The organism is Acinetobacter sp. SW-226, from assembly GCF_055632855.1.
In genome coordinates, this window is record NZ_CM145752.1 from 1664819 (window position 1) to 1681921 (window position 17103).

Consider the following 17103-nt stretch of genomic DNA (forward strand, 5'->3'; position numbering starts at 1 on the left):
AATCGCTATGCTATGCGCAAAATTTAGTGGCGATGTGCGTTTATCCTTTTTGAGCTGGTGAAGTTTAGTAAAGGTAGGTTTTTATCCCATAATTTAATATCAGATAATAAATAAAGGTAGTGTGGCTACCAAAAATAAAAATGGAAAGAGCTCATGCATCTTATGGAAAAAATGGTCGATTTCACTAAGCTTTCGACTGAGAAGCAACAGGCCTTATTTAAGAAATTGGAAAGCTTTGATCGGAAAATTTTTCCAAATGCAGTTCAAAATGAGTTATATCAACTGCTTTATAATCATGATGTCGTTGCATTACCGATTATTCGTTTTTATCATCGAGGTAAAATCGTCGGTCAAAATATTATTGCCATTTTAAAGCTTAATAGAGAGCAGCAGACCTTGTATATCGTGAATTCACGAGCAGCCTTTTTACCTGATTATAGGAATCAAAACAGAAGTTTGATGTCTGCGATACGAGTGGCTTTAGGTTATCGCCTCAAATATCCCACGCGACAGCTGTGGTTTGTTTCAAGCTTGATGCAACCGAAAGTATATCGCTTGTTTGCTTCACGTTCTAAGCGCTTTTATCCACGTGTTGGTGCTAAGATGCCTGAAGAGTATTTGCAGGTGCTTGAGCTCATGCAAAATCGTCATGAGAATGTACAGCAACGTAGTGAGGATGTATTTGTACATCCTTGTGTGCTGCCACAAACAACCCCTGAACAATTAATTCGGCTACGCAATCGGGCGAGTCCACATATCAACTTTTATATGCAGCATGCACCTGACTATTTTATCGGTATGGGGTTGATCTGTATTTGTAAATTAGATCTTTTTACATTAGTAGATGCTGCACTTAACTTGCTCTTAGGGCGAGAAGTCGCCTAACAAGCGAGTCAAGAACAGCTTTATTTGCGCTTATCAAGATGTTTGAATCAGTTGTATATTTGCATATTCATAAATCATTTCAGCTTTGAGTTGGTGAATTTGATCCATAAAAGCTACGGCAAAGCTTCCAATGCTTTGACTTTGGGTATAAGCAAGTTGTCCAGCAATCGCAAAGTGAATATGCGCAGACAGTGCTGCAATAACAGGATTGGTCACCGCACTATAGGCAGCGATCAATGCGCCTAAAGCACAGCCTGTAGCGGTTACTTTCGGTTGTAAATATGAACCACCATTGACTTGAATCACAGCATTAAGTTCTTGAGACAGGATATAGTCAGATTCACCTGAGATAGCAATCACCCTAGAATGTGCAAAAAGCGTTTTTGCTTGTTGGTAGACATCTGCGCTATTGGCAGTACTGTCCACACCTTTGGTTTCGATGTGGTTGCCTGCAAGTGTGCTGATCTCTGAAGCATTGCCACGGATAATCGTGGGTTTAAAGGCTAAAAGCTGATCGACCATTTCAGAGCGCCATTTTAAAAATGCACCATAACCAACAGGATCTAGAACCCATGGAATGCCTTGTTGCTGCGCAGTTTGAGCTGAGATTTGCATGGCTTGCATTTGTTCAGAGGTTGGCGTTCCTAGGTTGATACTAAGCGCTGCACTAATGCGGGTGAAACTTTCCGCTTCAAAGGGGTTATCAATCATGGCAGGTGAGGCGCCCGCAGCTAATAAAACGTTGGCTGCATAGTTGGCAGCAACACTGTTGGTGATACATTGCACCAAAGGTTGTTGCGTTTGCAGGGCAGTCCAAGCTTCAGCAACATATGCCACCAAGACATCGGTTTGGTCTTGAATTGATTGTTTTGTGTTAAGCAAGGACAGGTCTAAAAGCTGGGTCATAGTGGGTGCCCTTATTTGGTGAAATAGTGGTCTTGATGTTTACATTTGCGACAAAATAAAGTCACATATTGGTCAGCATCATAATCTACAGTGAGTTCATTTGAACCACAGTACATACAGCGCTTTTGCGAATAGAAACTTAAACGCGGTTCAATTTTTTGCCATGAACGTGAAACAGGTTGGAAGAAAATAGTTTCGTCATAACCTAAGAAGCGGAAAAACAAAATTTCGCTCATTTTACTGAATGCTAAGTTATGCGGTCGAGGCAGAGTTGAGGTTTCCCATTTTTCTGCCACACTACGTTCACGGTATTGTTGCAAGGTTTTTTTCAACAAGTTGGTATTGATAAAGTTTTCATTGCGTATTTGTAAGGCTTTACGTTCGTACAAATATTCTAAAGCAGTTTGGATGAGATAATAGATTTGTCCAACTGCGAGTACATCGAGCAAACGATAACAAAACACTTGGAAACTGTTATTTCCCGCAATTTGAATACCCCAAGTACGGCAGTAAAATTGCATAAACTGGATAATTTCCTGATAAAGCAATTGGTACAAGGCATTTTTGACTTCATCTGAGGTTTTAAATGGAACACCGAGGCTCAGGTTCTCGTAAAACCAATAACGAAGCTGTTGGGTAATGCTAAATAAGCTGGGTTCCGAATAACCATCTAAACGGACATTGATATAGTACTGATGTGCTTCACTGGCAAAATCTTTGGCAACGAGGATTTGTTCTTTTACCAGTTGTTTAACAAGGCTATTTTGAAACAGGTAATTGGGGCTGATGCTAAAATATTTGATCTGTTCCCAATCAATAAACTCTTGGTGTTGAGTATGTTCTTGTACGTAGTCATCAAGCAGGGCCAATAAAAATAATTTATGCATAAAACTGAGCTGGCCCAGTTCAAACTCATAAATGTCTTTTTGATTTTTAGTTTTACGTTGTTCTTGCTGGCGAGTTTCTTTTAATATTTTTTTGCGTTGCGCTAAACAGCTGTCACAGTGACAATTTAGATTTGAATGACTAAAAACACGATGTTGGCAGTGGCTACATTCATGAAAGTTAATTTCTTTATCGTATTGTTCAGCATCCACCCAAAACATAGCCGCCTGACACAGTGGACATGGCGTGCTTTCATCAAGTTGTTTGTGCAAAATTTGAAGCGACATAGGATGAATCTGGAACTCAGGATTTTCTCAAATTATACACGCTAAAATTTCAGAAAGGCGGTGTAAATTGCAGTGTAATTGAACAAGCAGAGGCGCTTTGTGACGATGAGATAGAAGAAGGGATACAGGGGCGAATATAGGGCAAAAAAATACGGCATGCGCCGTATTTTTGTAGAAGTCGAATTTAAACGGGGCAAGGCAAAGAGTCGTCTTCTCTACCTAATTTTTTGGCTTCAATCATAGCTTGAACCTTCCTGTTGGGGAGCTTTTTGCGACTAAGGTTATCATAGTGGTTTAAGATACTGGTGACGTCATGTGCTTGTAATGGCATTCCTTCACAGCTCATAAACATAGCAATCACTTTATGATCAATTTTTGCAGCATCCAGTGCTTGCAGCATTTTTATATTTTCGACGCGGACGATATGGTCTTTTAAATACATCTCACACCTCTTTTATTTTGTCTAAGTTTTATCATGCGCTATGCATAATGAGATACAAGCAAGAACTGTGCACAAAATGTAGACGATTTGAAAATTAAGTTATAAATTCGAAAACGTCTTCCTTATAGTGCTATAGGGTTTTGAGAAAGCCTGATTTTATTGAATTTGTACCATTTGTATGAAATTGGTTTTGAGTGCTGGTGTAAATATTGCAGAACAACACCAGCACAATGAACGGAATTGCCTGTTTCTTATTCAATTGATAAAGATAGTGGATAGCGACAAGGGGAATACAATTGAAAAGCCAATTCAATGTGCCCATATAAATATCATTCAACGAACACAGACAGCATGACAAACTTGTCGTATGATCAAAACATACACAATATAAAGCTGTAGACCAATAGCATTAGGACATGACATGAATATTGCGGCAAATCCAATTATTGAGGCAGATCAAACTGTTTATTTAAAAGACTACCAAAAGCCATCTTTTTTAGTAGACAGCATTCACCTCGATATTCAAGTCTATGATGAGCATAGCAAAGTTGATGCTGTACTGGAGTTAACGCGCCAAGCTGAAGGTGATTTGGTTCTACTCGGGCGTGATTTAGAGCTGAAGAGTTTAGTGCTGAATGGTCAGCAACTCAGCCAAGAGCAATATGTACTTGATGCTGAGCAGTTGGTGATTCGCAATGCACCAAATCAGATCAAGCTTGAGACATCAGTGATCATTCATCCTGAGTCAAATACACAACTTGAAGGTTTATACCAAGCCGCATCAGATTTGTTCGTAACCCAAAATGAGCCTGAAGGTTTCCGTAAAATTACCTTTTACCCAGACCGTCCTGATGTTCTTTCAGTGTTTACCACACGTGTTGAAGCTGACAAAAAATATCCTGTGCTGCTTGCCAATGGTAACTTGATTGAAGCGGGTGAGGCTGGCGAAGGTCGTCACTATACCGTTTGGCAAGACCCAACCAAAAAACCAGCGTATTTGTTTGCTTGTGTGATTGGTGATTTGGCTATTTTAAAAGACCGTTATGTGACCTCCGAAGGTCGTGATGTGGCTTTGGAAATTTATGCTGAAGAAAAAGATATTCCGAAATGTCATATTGCGATGGAAGCTTTAAAGCATTCAATGCGTTGGGATGAAGAACACTATGGTCGTCCCTATGATTTAGATAATTATATGATTGTGGCGACCAGTGCTTTCAACATGGGGGCGATGGAAAACAAAGGTCTCAATATTTTTAATACCTCATGTGTTTTGGCGGATGAAGAATATACGACAGATGCCGCGATCATGCGTGTACAGTCGGTAATTGCCCATGAATATTTCCATAACTGGACAGGAAACCGAATTACTTGCCGTGATTGGTTCCAATTGTGTTTAAAAGAAGGCTTAACAGTTTTTCGTGATCAATCTTTCTCAGAAGATTTACAGTCTGCTGCAGTTCAACGTATTGACGACGTTGCGGTACTCAAAGCGCATCAGTTCCCTGAAGATTCAGGCCCATTGTCTCATCCACCGCGTCCAGATCATTTTGTGGAAATCAATAACTTCTATACGGCAACAGTCTATGAAAAAGGTGCGGAAATTAACCGCATGATGGCAACCTTATTAGGCAAAGAAAAATTCCGTAAAGGAACCGATGAATACTTTGAACGCCATGATGGTCAAGCTGTGACAGTTGAAGATTGGGTCGCTGCTTTGACCGCGGGTTCAGGTGTAGATTTATCCAACTTCTTAACGTGGTATAACCAACCAGGTACACCAAAGTTAGAAGCTGAAGGTCACTATGATGCTGCTGCACAAACTTATACCTTAAACTTTAAGCAAAGTTTAAAAGCACATCCTAAGTATCCGAACCTAAAAGCTGTTCCAATTCCTGTTGCTTTAGCACTGTTCGATGCTGCAACAGGTGAGCAATTGCTTTTAAACTCAAACAGTTTATTTGAAAATGCAGTCAAAGACGGTGTGTATCTTTTTGATCAAGACCAAGCCAGCATTGTATTTAGCGGTTTAAGCACGAAGCCGGTCGTGTCATTACTGCGTAATTTTTCTGCGCCCGTCAACTTAGAGTTCAACTATACCGATGAAGAGTTGGCATTCTTAATTCAATACGAAACCAATGGATTTAACCAATGGCAAGCAACACAAACACTGCTTGAGCGTATTTTGCTCAATGGTCATGATGCGCATATTTATATTCAAGCCATTAAAAACACGTTGCCTGCGCTTGTTGAGCAAGATCCACTCTTGGCATCGCGTTTATTTGATGTGCCAAGTGAAGGATATTTAGGTAGCCGTATCGACACCGATTATGAACCTGAGAAAGTTCAAGAACAGCGTAATGCTCTGATTGACAAACTTGCACGTGAGTTAGGGGCGTTCTGTAAAGACACGTATTTGGCTTTAGACCCAGATTTGCAAAAAGAGTTCTCACAAGCCATGGGTGTCCGTGCACTGAAAAATATAATGCTCAGTATGATGGCTCGCCAAGGTGATGAAACTGCTTTTGAACTGGCGTATCAGCAATATGAAGCCACAGGCAATATGTCTGAACGGTTAGGTGCATTACGTGTCTTGGTGTGGAACGATGCACCACAAGCAGAAGCTGCATTACGTGATTTTTATCTACGTTTTAAAGATGAGGCTTTGTCATTAGATCAGTGGTTTATGCTACAAGCGGCACATCCTTGTGCGACAGAAGAGACGATTAATTACCTTACTTCACATGCAGACTATGATTTGGGTGTACCAAACCGCATCCGTTCAGTGAGTGGTGGCTTAAATGCAAACCCAGTGAACACATGGAGTTTTGGTGTGGATCATTTCATTGGACTGGCAAAGTATTTGGATGAGAAAAATCCAATTGTAGGCTCTCGTTTATTGCAAGTTTTGTCACGTTGGTACACATTGGCAGAACCACAGCGTAGCGAAGTGAAAGCAAAGCTTGAGGACTTAAAACCACAAGTGAAATCTAAAAATGTCAGTGAGACTTTAAGTAGTATGCTAAGCATTTAACAGATTTCTTTTAATAAAAAACCAGTCATATGACTGGTTTTTTATTAAAACTGAAGAATGACTGCATGAGGTAAATCTATATCAGTATTTATTTTAATAATGACTTTTCATGTGAATAGTGTGAAATGAATCGCATTTTATGAGCTATAATAATCCGCAATAATCATTGATTAGCTCATATTCTGCATTTTTTTCGGCCTATGTATGCAGGATGTTGAGTGAATAGAACATGTAGAGTGTAAACAGATATGTTAGTTAAGATTGAAGATGGGTTTTATTTAAATACTGTTCATATTATTGCGATTCGTATTGTAAAAAGTGTTGAACTGGGAACATTTCAAGTCAATATTGAATATAGTCCACATAACCATCATGCCTCAGGTTTATTTCAAAAACCTTTATTCAACAGTCAGTAGCAGAGCAATATTTACAAAATTTGCATCAGCAAATTTCCAAAAGCTAGTGCAATATTAATATTTTGCTAAATAAAAAAGACTGCCTAGGCAGTCTTTTTTATTTAGCACTATGTATTAAACTTTCACAATTAAGACAGGAATAGGAGACTGAGTCAGGACATTTTGTGCCACACTACCTAGCATCATTTTTTTAAAGCCTGTACGTCCATGTGAACCCATCAAAATCAAATCTGCACTGACTTCATCGGCGACATGAATAATACCTTCAGAGGGAGATATACCGCGGATGACTTTAGTATCTGCTTCAATTTCATCACGGTCAAAAGAGAGTTTGACTTCAGCTAAACGTGCCTGAGCAGCTTGTTCTGCATGTAGGAAATAGTCTGTGATTGCAGGTGCAACTTTATAAAAATCGACTCCGACAAATGGATCAACGGCAATGACACTCATCAACGTTACACGACTATTGAGGTCTTTAGCCAAAGCAAGTGCCTGCTCAACGGCAGCATAAGACATAGGTGACTCATCAACTGCCACCAAAATGTGTTTATAGCTCATTGGTATTCTCCTTGTTTTTCTTCGCGATGGCTATTTTATGCAGAGAGAATCGTAGTGCATCGCAAAGAAAGTTTATTTTGGGTTAGGCTTTAACAATGAGAACAGGAAGCTCGGTAGACTTCAGCACATCTTGAGCGAAGCTACCTAAAAGAAACTTTTGGAAGCCTTTACGGCCATGTGAACCCATGACAATTAAGTCTGTTTTCAGCGAAGTTGCTGCTTCAACCACAGCATCTTCCGAAACTTGACCTTTGATGATTTTTGACTGAGCTGCTACACCATTTTCTTGTGCAATTTTAACGGCATCTTGCAGGGCTTTTTCAGCATTGTTATATGCTTCAATGAAATATTCTTTCATGATTGGAGCTGTGTAGTAAAAGTCAGCATCTTTCAAGGGATCCTCAGCGACTAAGCTGATGAGAGTTAATTGACTGCCGAAAACTTTGGCAATTTCACTTGCTTGTTTTACAGCAGAAAAAGAAATCTGCGAACCGTCAACAGGGACTAAAATATGTTGGTAAGCCATCAGTGGAACTCCTGATTGTATAAGATTTAGTTCTTGTTTTATTGATAACATACTGTATTTAAATGTTCAATTTTGATTGCGCTAAAAAATTGAAAATTCATGAAATTTTCAGAAAATAATGTCATTAAATGTGGATTTAGCCAGAATAAATCTTGAGCAAAAAACTCAAGTTTCAAGTTTGAAGAATTTTTTTCAGTGCTTAACTCGAGAGCTATAAAAGGGGCGAATTGGTCTGTTTTAAATATATCTTGCGCAAGATATTGTATTAGAATCACTAAAAAAATTGAGCAAACAATATGGGTTTTCAGTCTCTGATTAAAACAATCAGTATCATTTTTATGATGGTCGTGTTAAGTGCATGTCAAAGTGTCGAAAAAAATACCAAACTGATTGCGGGTACATTTAATACAGCAACCCATATTCAAATGAAAATGCTGGATCGTTTTGCTCCCCCTGATGTCATTGTACATCACAATATTCCATATCAAGCTAGTCCTGCGCTGAATCTTGATATTTATCAACCACAAAATATTGAACAATTAGATACAGTGCCTACAGTAGTTTGGGTTCATGGTGGTGGCTGGGTTTCTGGTTCTAAAGAACATGCACGTGGGTATTTTAAGCTTTTAGCCAACCAAGGTTTCAATGTTATTTCAGTTGAGTATCAGTTTGCCCCCGAGGCGATTTATCCAACGCAACTACATCAGCTCAATCAAGCACTTAGTTTTTTACAAAAACATGCTACTCAGTACCACATTAACGCAAACCAATTGTATCTTGCTGGAGATTCTGCTGGAGCCAATATTGCCAGCCATTATGCTGCGCTTTTGACTAATTCTAGCTTTGCTGAAGCATCTGGCTTTCAACCTTCGATTCAAGCTAGACAACTAAAAGGATTGATTCTGCATTGTGGGATTTACGATTTATACAGTTTTGTGAATACGGCTCCTGAAGAGTTAAAGTTGATTGAATGGGGTGTATATAATTTGGTACAGGCTTATACAGGCGAGCGTAAGGACGATGCTGCATTTTTAAAGTCGATTTCAACTAGCGAACATATTACATCACAGTATCCTGCTGTATTTATTAGTGGGGGAAATAAAGACTTTTTAACCAAAACTCAGTCTTTACCTTTTGTTGAAGTACTGAAGCAGCATCAGGTGGCAGTTACAGAAGCTTTTTACCCAGACTCTAAAGAGTATTTGGTGCATGAATATCAGTTCATGATGAGTAAAGAGGCGAGTCAGATCACCTTTGATCGAACCATTGATTTTATAAAAAGAACTTCAGATTTAGTGATAAATTCATCCAAATAATCATGTTTAAAAGACTTGCTTAACTTTTGGGGTTTTATTAACATACCGACCGACTGGTATGTTAATAATTGAGTTTAGTATGAATCCTGTATTAATGGCTTATGCTTTGCTAGCGATGGCAATTATTTCTGAAGTCATTGGTTCGACCTTTTTAGTTAAGTCGGAAGGTTTTACCAAACTATTGCCTTCGCTGGCGGTAGTGGTTTTATTTTCGCTGGCATTTTATTTATTGTCACAAGTGATTAAAGTGATTCCATTGGGTATCGCTTATGCAATTTGGGCGGGTGTGGGGATTGTTTTAACTGCATTGATTGGCTACTTTATTTTCAAACAAAGTTTAGATCTCGCCGCAATGATTGGTATTGCGTTGATTGTTTCTGGTGTAATCGTAATTAATTTATTTTCAAATTCGACAGGGCATTAACTTCGATGCAACAAACAACTCCACGTAAAAAAGCACCTGAACAGGTTCGCCACAGTATTTTGCAACATGCCATCCGTTTGGCAGCTGAAAAGGGTGTGACTGGGGTTTCTATACAGGCCGTAGCTGATTTGGTTGGCGTGAGTAAAGGAGGGGTTTTTCATCATTTTCCAAACAAGCAAAAGCTACTTGAGGCAATGATTGTAGAACAGCTTGAACAATTAGATCGAGTGGTGGATCAGTTGATAGCCAAAGATCAAGAGTATTACGGATGCTTCACGAGAGCCTATATCGAAATTACATTAGAAAAGCAGGTGCTGGGTTTAGAACACTCTTGGTCAGCTATTTCGATGATCATGCTGACAGATCGTACCTTTAATGAGTATTGGATTGAGTGGCTAGAAAAACGTTTAGCGCGACATCAGGACACAGACAATGATTTGGAATTGAAAATCCTACGTTATGCTGCAGATGGCATTTGGCTCACAGCATTTACTGAGGTGGAAAATTTGTCTGAGACCATGCAGCTTAAGCAAGAGCTAATCCAACGAAGTTATCAGCATTAACTTTTTAAGTTAGCAGTATTTCAAAATAAAAAAGCACCCATCGAGGGTGCTTTTTTATATGAGGGCTTAAACTTTTTTGGTTTTAAACTTAAATATAAGCATAACTGCAAAACCAAAGAGTAGCCCCCAAAAGGCAGAACCAATGCCAAAAAACTGAACACCTGATGCACTAAATAAGAAAGTCATGAGTGCCGCTTCACGGTCTGATACTGCTTCAAATGCAATTGCAATGTTATGACTAATCGTGCCAAATAAAGCAATGCCTGCTAAGGCTGTAATAAAGATTGCAGGGAATGACAACAAAAGACTGGTGAGGGTGGCTGCGAATAGTCCCATTAATATGTAAAAGAAGCCGCAGCTCATGCCCGCAATATAGCGTTTTGATGGGTCAGGGTGAACTTGTTCATCTAAACTGACAGCGGCACTGATGGCTGCAGTATTCACACTATAGCAACCAAATGGTGCGAGTAAGGCTTGAGCGGTACCCGTCCAACCAATCAGTTGATTGACATGTGGGTTATAGCCATAGCTTTTAATCATGGCAATACCTGGTAAATATTGGGATGCCATATTGATCACAAACAAAGGCAGCGCTAAACCTAAAATAGCAGACATACTGAATTCAGGCGTCATCCAAACAGGTTGCGCTAGGCTCCATGTGATTTGAGGTGTATGGAAGTCTAGGAACAATGGGCAGAGTAACAAGCCTGCAATCACGGTAATGACAATACAATAACGTGGAGTAAGTCGCTTAGAAACAATATAAGCCGCCAGCATGGATAAAATAAACCCCCAATGGTCTTGCATACTGGCGAACAATGAAATACCAAACTTCAGTAGCACACCTGCCAGCATGGCACTGGTTAGGCTTTGCGGGATATAAGTCAGTACTTTTTCAAAGATCCCGAAAAAGCCCAAAATAGCGGTAACTAAACCACAGACCAAAAATGCGCCAATTGCTTCATGTAAACTATAGCCACTGCCCGTAGCAATAATTAAAGCCAGTGCCGCAGTAGACCATGAGGTCGATACAGGATATTTAAGTTTCCAAGATAAAAGCAATCCACTCAAACCAATACCCAGACCTAAAGCCCAGAACCATGAGTTGATTTGTGCGGTATTTGCACCTAAGACTTGGGCGGACTGAATGACCAAGACAGAAGACACACTAATGCCAATGAGGAAGGTAATAAAACCTGCGAATACTGCTGGAACTGAGAAATCTTGAAATAATTTTTGCATGAAGATCAAAACATAATTTGAATGAGTGAAAATAGCGATTGTTCAAGGATCATACGCTGGTTCTTGAAAAAGAAAACAGCATACAATGGTTTTTTTATCGAAAATAACGAGATTATTCACAAGAATTACAGGGTGGAAAGTGCGAGCTTTAAACCAAAACCACAAAACAGCAAACCAACAGTTGCCACTGCGACAGCGGCAACTTTAAACTGACGGTTAAAGTAACTGGCCAATTTAATCCCTGAGAAAATCAAAATGCTAAGATAAGCCATGCTGATGATCTGCAAGATGACTGAAAGTAAAGTAAAGCTGAGTGCAGGATAAGCGTATTTAGGGTTAACAAACTGCACAAAGAAAGACAAATAGAACAAAATAGCTTTAGGGTTTAAAAGACTAATGGTCAGCGCTGATCTAAACGGGTGTAGCGTTTGCAAAGTATTCTGGTTTGTACTTGCTTTAAGATGCTGTGGGGATGAATGCCACGTTTTGACGCCAGCAATCAAGAGTTTTCCACCTAGGTAGGATAGGTACAAAGCACCTACAATTTTTAATAAAATGAACAGCCAAGGAAAAGCATGTAAAAGAGATGCTGCGCCTAGTACCGTGCATAGAATGAGAATCAGGTCACCAGTGAAAACGCCTAATGCTCCCCAATAGCCGATCTTCGGGCCAAAACGTGAGGCAATGGACATCACATAAAGAGAATTTGGGCCTGGTAGAATCACAATTAAAATTGTACCGATGATATAGGTACCGATGTCGATAATCCCAAACACAACATATTCTCAATAAAAAAGCCGATATTGCATGATAGCAAAATCGGCTTTTAAAAGAAGAAAAATCAAGTTAAGCTGAAATTTCTTCATCTAGACCAAAAGACTGACGCAATAGTGTGTTCAGCTGTTGACGGGCTTTAATAAATCCATCAATACCGCCTTGTAACAACTGCGTTGCCATCAAGTCATGTTCAATTTGATTCCTAAACTCAGTTTCACTGAGTGTGTTAAGTGCAGTTGTCGCTGGCGCAATATCACTTGCTGACAGTTGGGCTTTAACTTCACGTGTGTCTTGTTCAAGAGCTGCTAATAAGTTAGGCGCAACAGTAAGAAGGTCACAACCTGCAAGTCCTAAGACTTGGTCAACACTGCGGAAGCTTGCGCCCATAATTTCTGTTTTGATCTCATGTGCTTTATAGAACTGGTAAATTTGCTTCACAGAAAGTACGCCAGGGTCTTTTTCAACTGGATAACTGTCCACGCCTTCGGCTTTTTTGTACCAATCTAAAATACGTCCAACAAAAGGTGAAATTAAAGTGACATTTGCCTCCGCACAAGCATGGGCCTGATGCACACCAAACAAAAGCGTTAAGTTGGTATGGATACCTTCAGCTTCTAACACTTTCGCTGCTTGAATACCCGCCCATGTTGAAGCGATTTTAATTAATATACGATTTTGATCTACGCCGTAGTTTTTATATAGCGCCAACAGCTCTTTGGCTTTTTCAATGGTGGCATCGGTATCGTATGACAGTGCAGCATCCACTTCTGTAGATACACGACCCTCAATCAATTTGAGAATTTCAACCCCAAACTTGACGGTAAGAATGTCGATTGTGCGTTCAATGAGTAAGTCTTCTTTATAGCCCTCAGTTTTGGCTTGAGCAAAAGCATCCTCAATCAACTCTTTATTTTCAGGTTGAATAGCAGCCGCTGTAATCAGCGACGGATTAGTCGTTGCGTCAAGCGGGCGAAATTGGTTAATCGCCGCTAAATCGCTACTGTCAGCAACAATGGTGGTTAAGCTTTTTAATTGGTTTAATGCAGTTTGTGTCATTGATCGTTAGTTCTTAAAGTTATTACCCATAAAATATTTATAACACAAACTGCTTCTAACCCAAGTGGATTCGGATGTTTTAACAGCAGTTATCACGATTTTTTACGTTGATTTCGGATGTGTTGGATTAAAAAACGTGCAGCTGCACCCAATTCACTTTCACGACTCCAGACCAAATCGACAAAATATTCAAACTTTGGGGTGAAATCCAGCAGATCTAATATTTTCAACTGGGTTTTGAGCTGAGGGTTTTCATTCAGCATTTCCAAGGGTAAAACACCCCAACCGAAATTTTGCATAATGAGTGCGCAGGCAGAGTGATGATTGTCAGTCCGCCAATATTCTTTAGAAAAAAGTAGTTCAGGCTTAATGCTTTTATCTCGGCTGGCAACCACGATCTGGCGACTGTGTTGAATTTGTTCAAAGCTGACTTGTGAAAATTGCGCCAGCTCAAAGTCTTTGTTTGAGACAGGGACTAAAGTTTCCATTTTTAATTCAACAAACTGTTCGCTGCATTCCAGCTGTTCACGTTCGAACATCAGTGCAAGTTGCGCTGTACCGTTGAGTAACATTCTTTGCGCATCTTCCTGAGGTGCAGAAAAAATGTTGATCTGTAGACTGGGAAATTCAGCTTCTAATATTGCGATGTAGTCGATCCATTGCATATGGAGCAGTTCGGATACAACGACGATATTGAGCGAGGACTCCAAACCGTGGCTTAGGGCATGAGCATGCTGTTTCCATTGATTCATTTCGGTCAGTAGTTGCTCGGTCTTTTCATACAAGGTTAGGGCTTGCGCTGTTGCTGTAGGCTCACGTCCTTCGCGTAAGAAAAGTTGTAGGTTTAAGTCTATTTCCAAGTTGGCAATTGACATACTCACGGCCGATGGCACTTTGCCCAATTTTCGTGCGGCAGCTGAAAATGAGCCTGACTCAATCACGGTTTTAAAAATGATAAGTTGCTCTTGATTGATATTCATAATTTTCTATCTTTCAGTTTTACTGAAAGAACCTGACTCGATTAATCAATATTATAAAAATAAAATAGCCAACATCCAATCATGAAAGAGTAATTAAAAATGTTGATTTCCAAAAGAAGGATTATTCATGCGCTCAGCTATGAAATCATCCTATTGGTGATCATTGCTGTAGCTTTAAGTTTCATATTCCATATGCCTTTAGAGGTCACAGGCGTGCTCGGTATTGCCATGGCAGTCACTTCGGTCATATGGAATATGGTGTTTAACCATTTTTTTGAAAAGTTTGAAGCGAAAAGAAAACTCAAAAGAACCTTCGGCGTACGTGTTCTTCACGCGATTGGTTTTGAAGGTGGTTTGATGCTTGCAACCATTCCAATGGTCGCATATGCAATGCAAATGAGTATTTGGCAAGCCATCGTACTCGACTTTAGTTTAACCATGTGTATTTTGGTTTATACCTTTATTTTCCAATGGTGTTATGACATGGTGGAGACCAAATTGGGTATTCAACCTGAAGCGCAATATTCAAATTAAAAATTAAGCCACGCAATGTCGTGGCTTTTTTAATGTGATGCAATTCTTATTTGAATTTTCTGACATTTAAAATATAAGGGATCATTAAGGCAAAAAAGACGGTGATGGCAGCATGAAAACTATTTGCTATAGCGCTTATATATGGATGCGCAAAGCCTTTGAGATAGATCATGGTTGCGCCTTTCTTTGTACTGGAATTTGTGTATGGGATTTCATCACTGATCAAAAACCAACTTAAGCAGAAAAAGAGCAACATAAAAATAAAAAACACTAAGCCTAGTGGATTAAACATTGAGCGTTGTTGTGTATTCAGTTTTGCGTAGTGTTGCCTGATCTGCTGAACTTGTGGTCGGTTGAGTTGTATACGAAAATAATTGATCAAAATAAGGGCAATACATATAAAAGTACAAATAGCAAAAAAGTCATTGAGAAATTTATGCGGGCTGGACAAGTTGGATGCAATGCTGGTTGGAAACACGCCTAGAAAGTGAAAGTCGAAGCTGACAATCAAAAGCGCTATGACTAAGGGAATGAGGTAAAAATAATAATAGCGAATCGGGGTATTGAGATAAACAATAAAGGGCGGTGAATTTCGCATAGTTTGTATTTGGTTATTTTATGTTTTTATCTATAGAGTAAATTGATGGTTTTGACCAGTAAAAAAAAGCACCTCAAAAGAGATGCTTTTTTACAGCGAAGGCGAGATTATTTCTCAATAATTGCTGTCACACCTTGACCACCTGCAGCACAGATTGAAACCAGTACGCGACCTGAACCTTTTTGGTTAATCAACTTCGCAGCAGTGGCAATGATACGACCACCTGTTGCAGCAAATGGGTGACCTGCTGCAAGTGAAGAACCTTTGACGTTGAGTTTAGTGCGGTCAATTGAACCGAGTGGAGCATCTAAACCTAAACGGTCTTTACAGAATTTCGGGTCTTCCCAAGCTTTTAATGTAGAAAGAACTTGTGACGCAAATGCTTCATGAATTTCGTAGTAGTCGAAGTCTTGAAGTTTAAGACCAGCACGCTCAAGCATACGTGGAACTGCATAAGCAGGCGCCATCAATAAGCCTTCTTTTTTCTCAACGAAATCAACAGCAGCTGTTTCTTGGAAGGTTAAGTAAGCAAGGACTTCGTGACCGTTTGCTTTTGCCCATTCTTCAGATGCTAAAAGTACACAAGATGCACCATCCGTAAGTGGTGTTGAGTTGCCCGCAGTCATGGTGCGTGCATCGCCTTTACCAAAAGCTGGTTTGAGCTTAGCAAGTTTTTCAACCGTAGAGTCAGCACGTAAGTTGTTGTCACGCTCTAAACCTAAGAATGGTGTGATCAGGTCATCGAAGAAGCCTTCTTCGTAAGCCGCAGCCATTTTTTGGTGTGAAGATGCAGCAAGTTCGTCTTGCGCTTCACGTGCAATACCCCATTCAAGCGCAGTAATGGCTTGGTGATCACCCATAGACAAACCTGTGCGTGGCTCACCATTTTTCGGCGCATCCATTAAGTCTTTTAGGTTGATTTTGGTTAAAGCTTTTAAACGGTCTTTACCCGTTTTTGCAATGTTGAGTTCAAGTAATGCTTTACGTAAACCATCACCAAACGCAATTGGTGCATCAGAAGTGGTATCTACACCACCAGCAACACCCACTTCAATTTGGCCCAGTGCGATTTTATTCGCAACTAAGAACGCTGCTTGTAAGCCAGTACCACATGCTTGCTGAATATCGTAAGCAGGTGTTTCTGGCGCAAGTGCAGTGTTTAGTACACATTCACGGGTCATGTTAAAGTCACGGCTGTGCTTAAGAACAGCACCAGCAACTACTTCACCAAGGCGTTGACCTTGAAGATTAAAACGTTCAACAAGACCGTTTAGCGCTGCTGTGAACATATCTGTATTCGAAGCGGTGAAATATGCGCCATTTGAGCGAGCGAAAGGAATACGGTTACCACCGATAATAGCCACGCGGCGAACAGTGTTTTGACTCATGGTTTGATCCTGTTGAACAGCAGTTTGAGTTTTTGGTTTTGAAGCATTTGTAGAAGAAGCAGGGCTTTTACTACGAGTTGACGTAGCACGAGTGCGAGTCGGCTTAGTCGTGTTATTTACTGATTGGGTTGTCGTGCCAGTACTTTTAGTTCTACGCGGTGTACTTTTTGATGTATTTGACACGGTTTCCGTAGCAGAATTTTCCACTGCTGGATTTTCTTGAGTTGTTTTGCTCATAAGGCTTTTCCAAGCATGTTAATCTATTCTTAGGGTGTACATTAGCATATTA

At 39.9% G+C, this 17103-nt stretch carries 17 protein-coding genes; 7 read left to right on the forward strand and 10 right to left on the reverse strand.

Going from position 1 to position 17103, the window contains the following annotated elements:
• The first annotated feature begins 153 nt into the window (after positions 1-153).
• Entirely contained in the window at positions 154-885 is a 732-nt protein-coding gene (locus ACZ8ZH_RS08060; RefSeq protein ID WP_086210114.1) for a hypothetical protein, read from the forward strand.
• A gap of 33 nt (positions 886-918) precedes the next feature.
• Here the strand turns inward: ACZ8ZH_RS08060 and thiM are convergent, their stop codons facing one another.
• The 3 genes from thiM to ACZ8ZH_RS08075 form a co-directional block, all read right to left on the reverse strand.
• Positions 919-1791: a hydroxyethylthiazole kinase gene (gene thiM / locus ACZ8ZH_RS08065; protein ID WP_119063432.1), complete on the reverse strand. Its 873-nt coding sequence runs from the start codon at positions 1789-1791 to the stop codon at positions 919-921.
• An 11-nt stretch (positions 1792-1802) separates the two neighbouring features.
• Positions 1803-2963, reverse strand: a complete 1161-nt coding sequence (locus ACZ8ZH_RS08070) for a hypothetical protein (RefSeq protein WP_119063433.1) — start codon at positions 2961-2963, stop codon at positions 1803-1805.
• Between the two features lie 184 nt (positions 2964-3147).
• Complete coding sequence (locus tag ACZ8ZH_RS08075) at positions 3148-3405, reverse strand: hypothetical protein (RefSeq protein WP_086210111.1); 258 nt, start codon at positions 3403-3405, stop codon at positions 3148-3150.
• Positions 3406-3826: 421 nt separating this feature from the next.
• Here ACZ8ZH_RS08075 and pepN point away from each other — a divergent pair, with 421 nt between their 5' ends.
• Both pepN and ACZ8ZH_RS08085 read left to right on the forward strand, forming a co-directional pair.
• The gene (gene pepN / locus ACZ8ZH_RS08080; protein ID WP_119063434.1) at positions 3827-6436 is read left to right on the forward strand and encodes an aminopeptidase N; all 2610 of its coding nucleotides are present in this window, start codon (positions 3827-3829) and stop codon (positions 6434-6436) included.
• Between the two features lie 248 nt (positions 6437-6684).
• A complete protein-coding gene (locus ACZ8ZH_RS08085; RefSeq protein ID WP_470247903.1) occupies positions 6685-6852 on the forward strand; it encodes a hypothetical protein in 168 nt (55 codons plus the stop codon).
• Between the two features lie 114 nt (positions 6853-6966).
• Here ACZ8ZH_RS08085 and ACZ8ZH_RS08090 read toward each other — a convergent pair whose 3' ends face one another.
• Both ACZ8ZH_RS08090 and ACZ8ZH_RS08095 read right to left on the reverse strand, forming a co-directional pair.
• Complete coding sequence (locus tag ACZ8ZH_RS08090) at positions 6967-7410, reverse strand: universal stress protein (protein ID WP_086210108.1); 444 nt, start codon at positions 7408-7410, stop codon at positions 6967-6969.
• An 82-nt stretch (positions 7411-7492) separates the two neighbouring features.
• Positions 7493-7936 (reverse strand): universal stress protein, encoded by a 444-nt coding sequence (locus tag ACZ8ZH_RS08095; RefSeq protein WP_086210107.1) that lies wholly within the window; start codon positions 7934-7936, stop codon positions 7493-7495.
• 296 nt (positions 7937-8232) lie between these two features.
• On the opposite strand from ACZ8ZH_RS08095, the gene ACZ8ZH_RS08100 reads away from it, so the two are divergent.
• From ACZ8ZH_RS08100 to ACZ8ZH_RS08110, 3 genes are all read left to right on the forward strand, one after another.
• Positions 8233-9252, forward strand: a complete 1020-nt coding sequence (locus ACZ8ZH_RS08100; RefSeq protein ID WP_119063435.1) for an alpha/beta hydrolase — start codon at positions 8233-8235, stop codon at positions 9250-9252.
• 79 nt (positions 9253-9331) lie between these two features.
• On the forward strand, positions 9332-9676 hold the full coding sequence (locus ACZ8ZH_RS08105) for a DMT family transporter (RefSeq protein WP_086210104.1): 345 nt from the start codon (positions 9332-9334) through the stop codon (positions 9674-9676).
• Between the two features lie 5 nt (positions 9677-9681).
• A complete protein-coding gene (locus ACZ8ZH_RS08110; RefSeq protein ID WP_086210103.1) occupies positions 9682-10239 on the forward strand; it encodes a TetR/AcrR family transcriptional regulator in 558 nt (185 codons plus the stop codon).
• A gap of 66 nt (positions 10240-10305) precedes the next feature.
• On the opposite strand, the gene ACZ8ZH_RS08115 is transcribed toward ACZ8ZH_RS08110, so the two are convergent.
• From ACZ8ZH_RS08115 to aceR, 4 genes are all read right to left on the reverse strand, one after another.
• Positions 10306-11481, reverse strand: coding sequence for a benzoate/H(+) symporter BenE family transporter (locus tag ACZ8ZH_RS08115; protein WP_119063436.1), 1176 nt, complete (start codon positions 11479-11481; stop codon positions 10306-10308).
• 125 nt (positions 11482-11606) lie between these two features.
• Positions 11607-12257 carry a leucine efflux protein LeuE gene (gene leuE / locus ACZ8ZH_RS08120; protein WP_119063437.1) on the reverse strand — a complete coding sequence of 217 codons (651 nt, stop codon included), beginning with the start codon at positions 12255-12257 and terminating at the stop codon, positions 11607-11609.
• A gap of 70 nt (positions 12258-12327) precedes the next feature.
• Complete coding sequence (gene tal, locus ACZ8ZH_RS08125; protein WP_119063438.1) at positions 12328-13314, reverse strand: transaldolase; 987 nt, start codon at positions 13312-13314, stop codon at positions 12328-12330.
• 92 nt (positions 13315-13406) lie between these two features.
• Positions 13407-14294, reverse strand: coding sequence for an HTH-type transcriptional regulator AceR (gene aceR, locus ACZ8ZH_RS08130; protein WP_119063439.1), 888 nt, complete (start codon positions 14292-14294; stop codon positions 13407-13409).
• A gap of 99 nt (positions 14295-14393) precedes the next feature.
• Between aceR and aceI the strand changes: the two genes are divergently transcribed.
• Positions 14394-14828 carry a chlorhexidine efflux PACE transporter AceI gene (gene aceI / locus ACZ8ZH_RS08135; RefSeq protein WP_119063440.1) on the forward strand — a complete coding sequence of 145 codons (435 nt, stop codon included), beginning with the start codon at positions 14394-14396 and terminating at the stop codon, positions 14826-14828.
• Between the two features lie 705 nt (positions 14829-15533).
• On the opposite strand, the gene ACZ8ZH_RS08140 is transcribed toward aceI, so the two are convergent.
• Positions 15534-17051, reverse strand: a complete 1518-nt coding sequence (locus ACZ8ZH_RS08140) for an acetyl-CoA C-acetyltransferase (protein ID WP_119063442.1) — start codon at positions 17049-17051, stop codon at positions 15534-15536.
• Positions 17052-17103 lie beyond the last annotated feature (52 nt).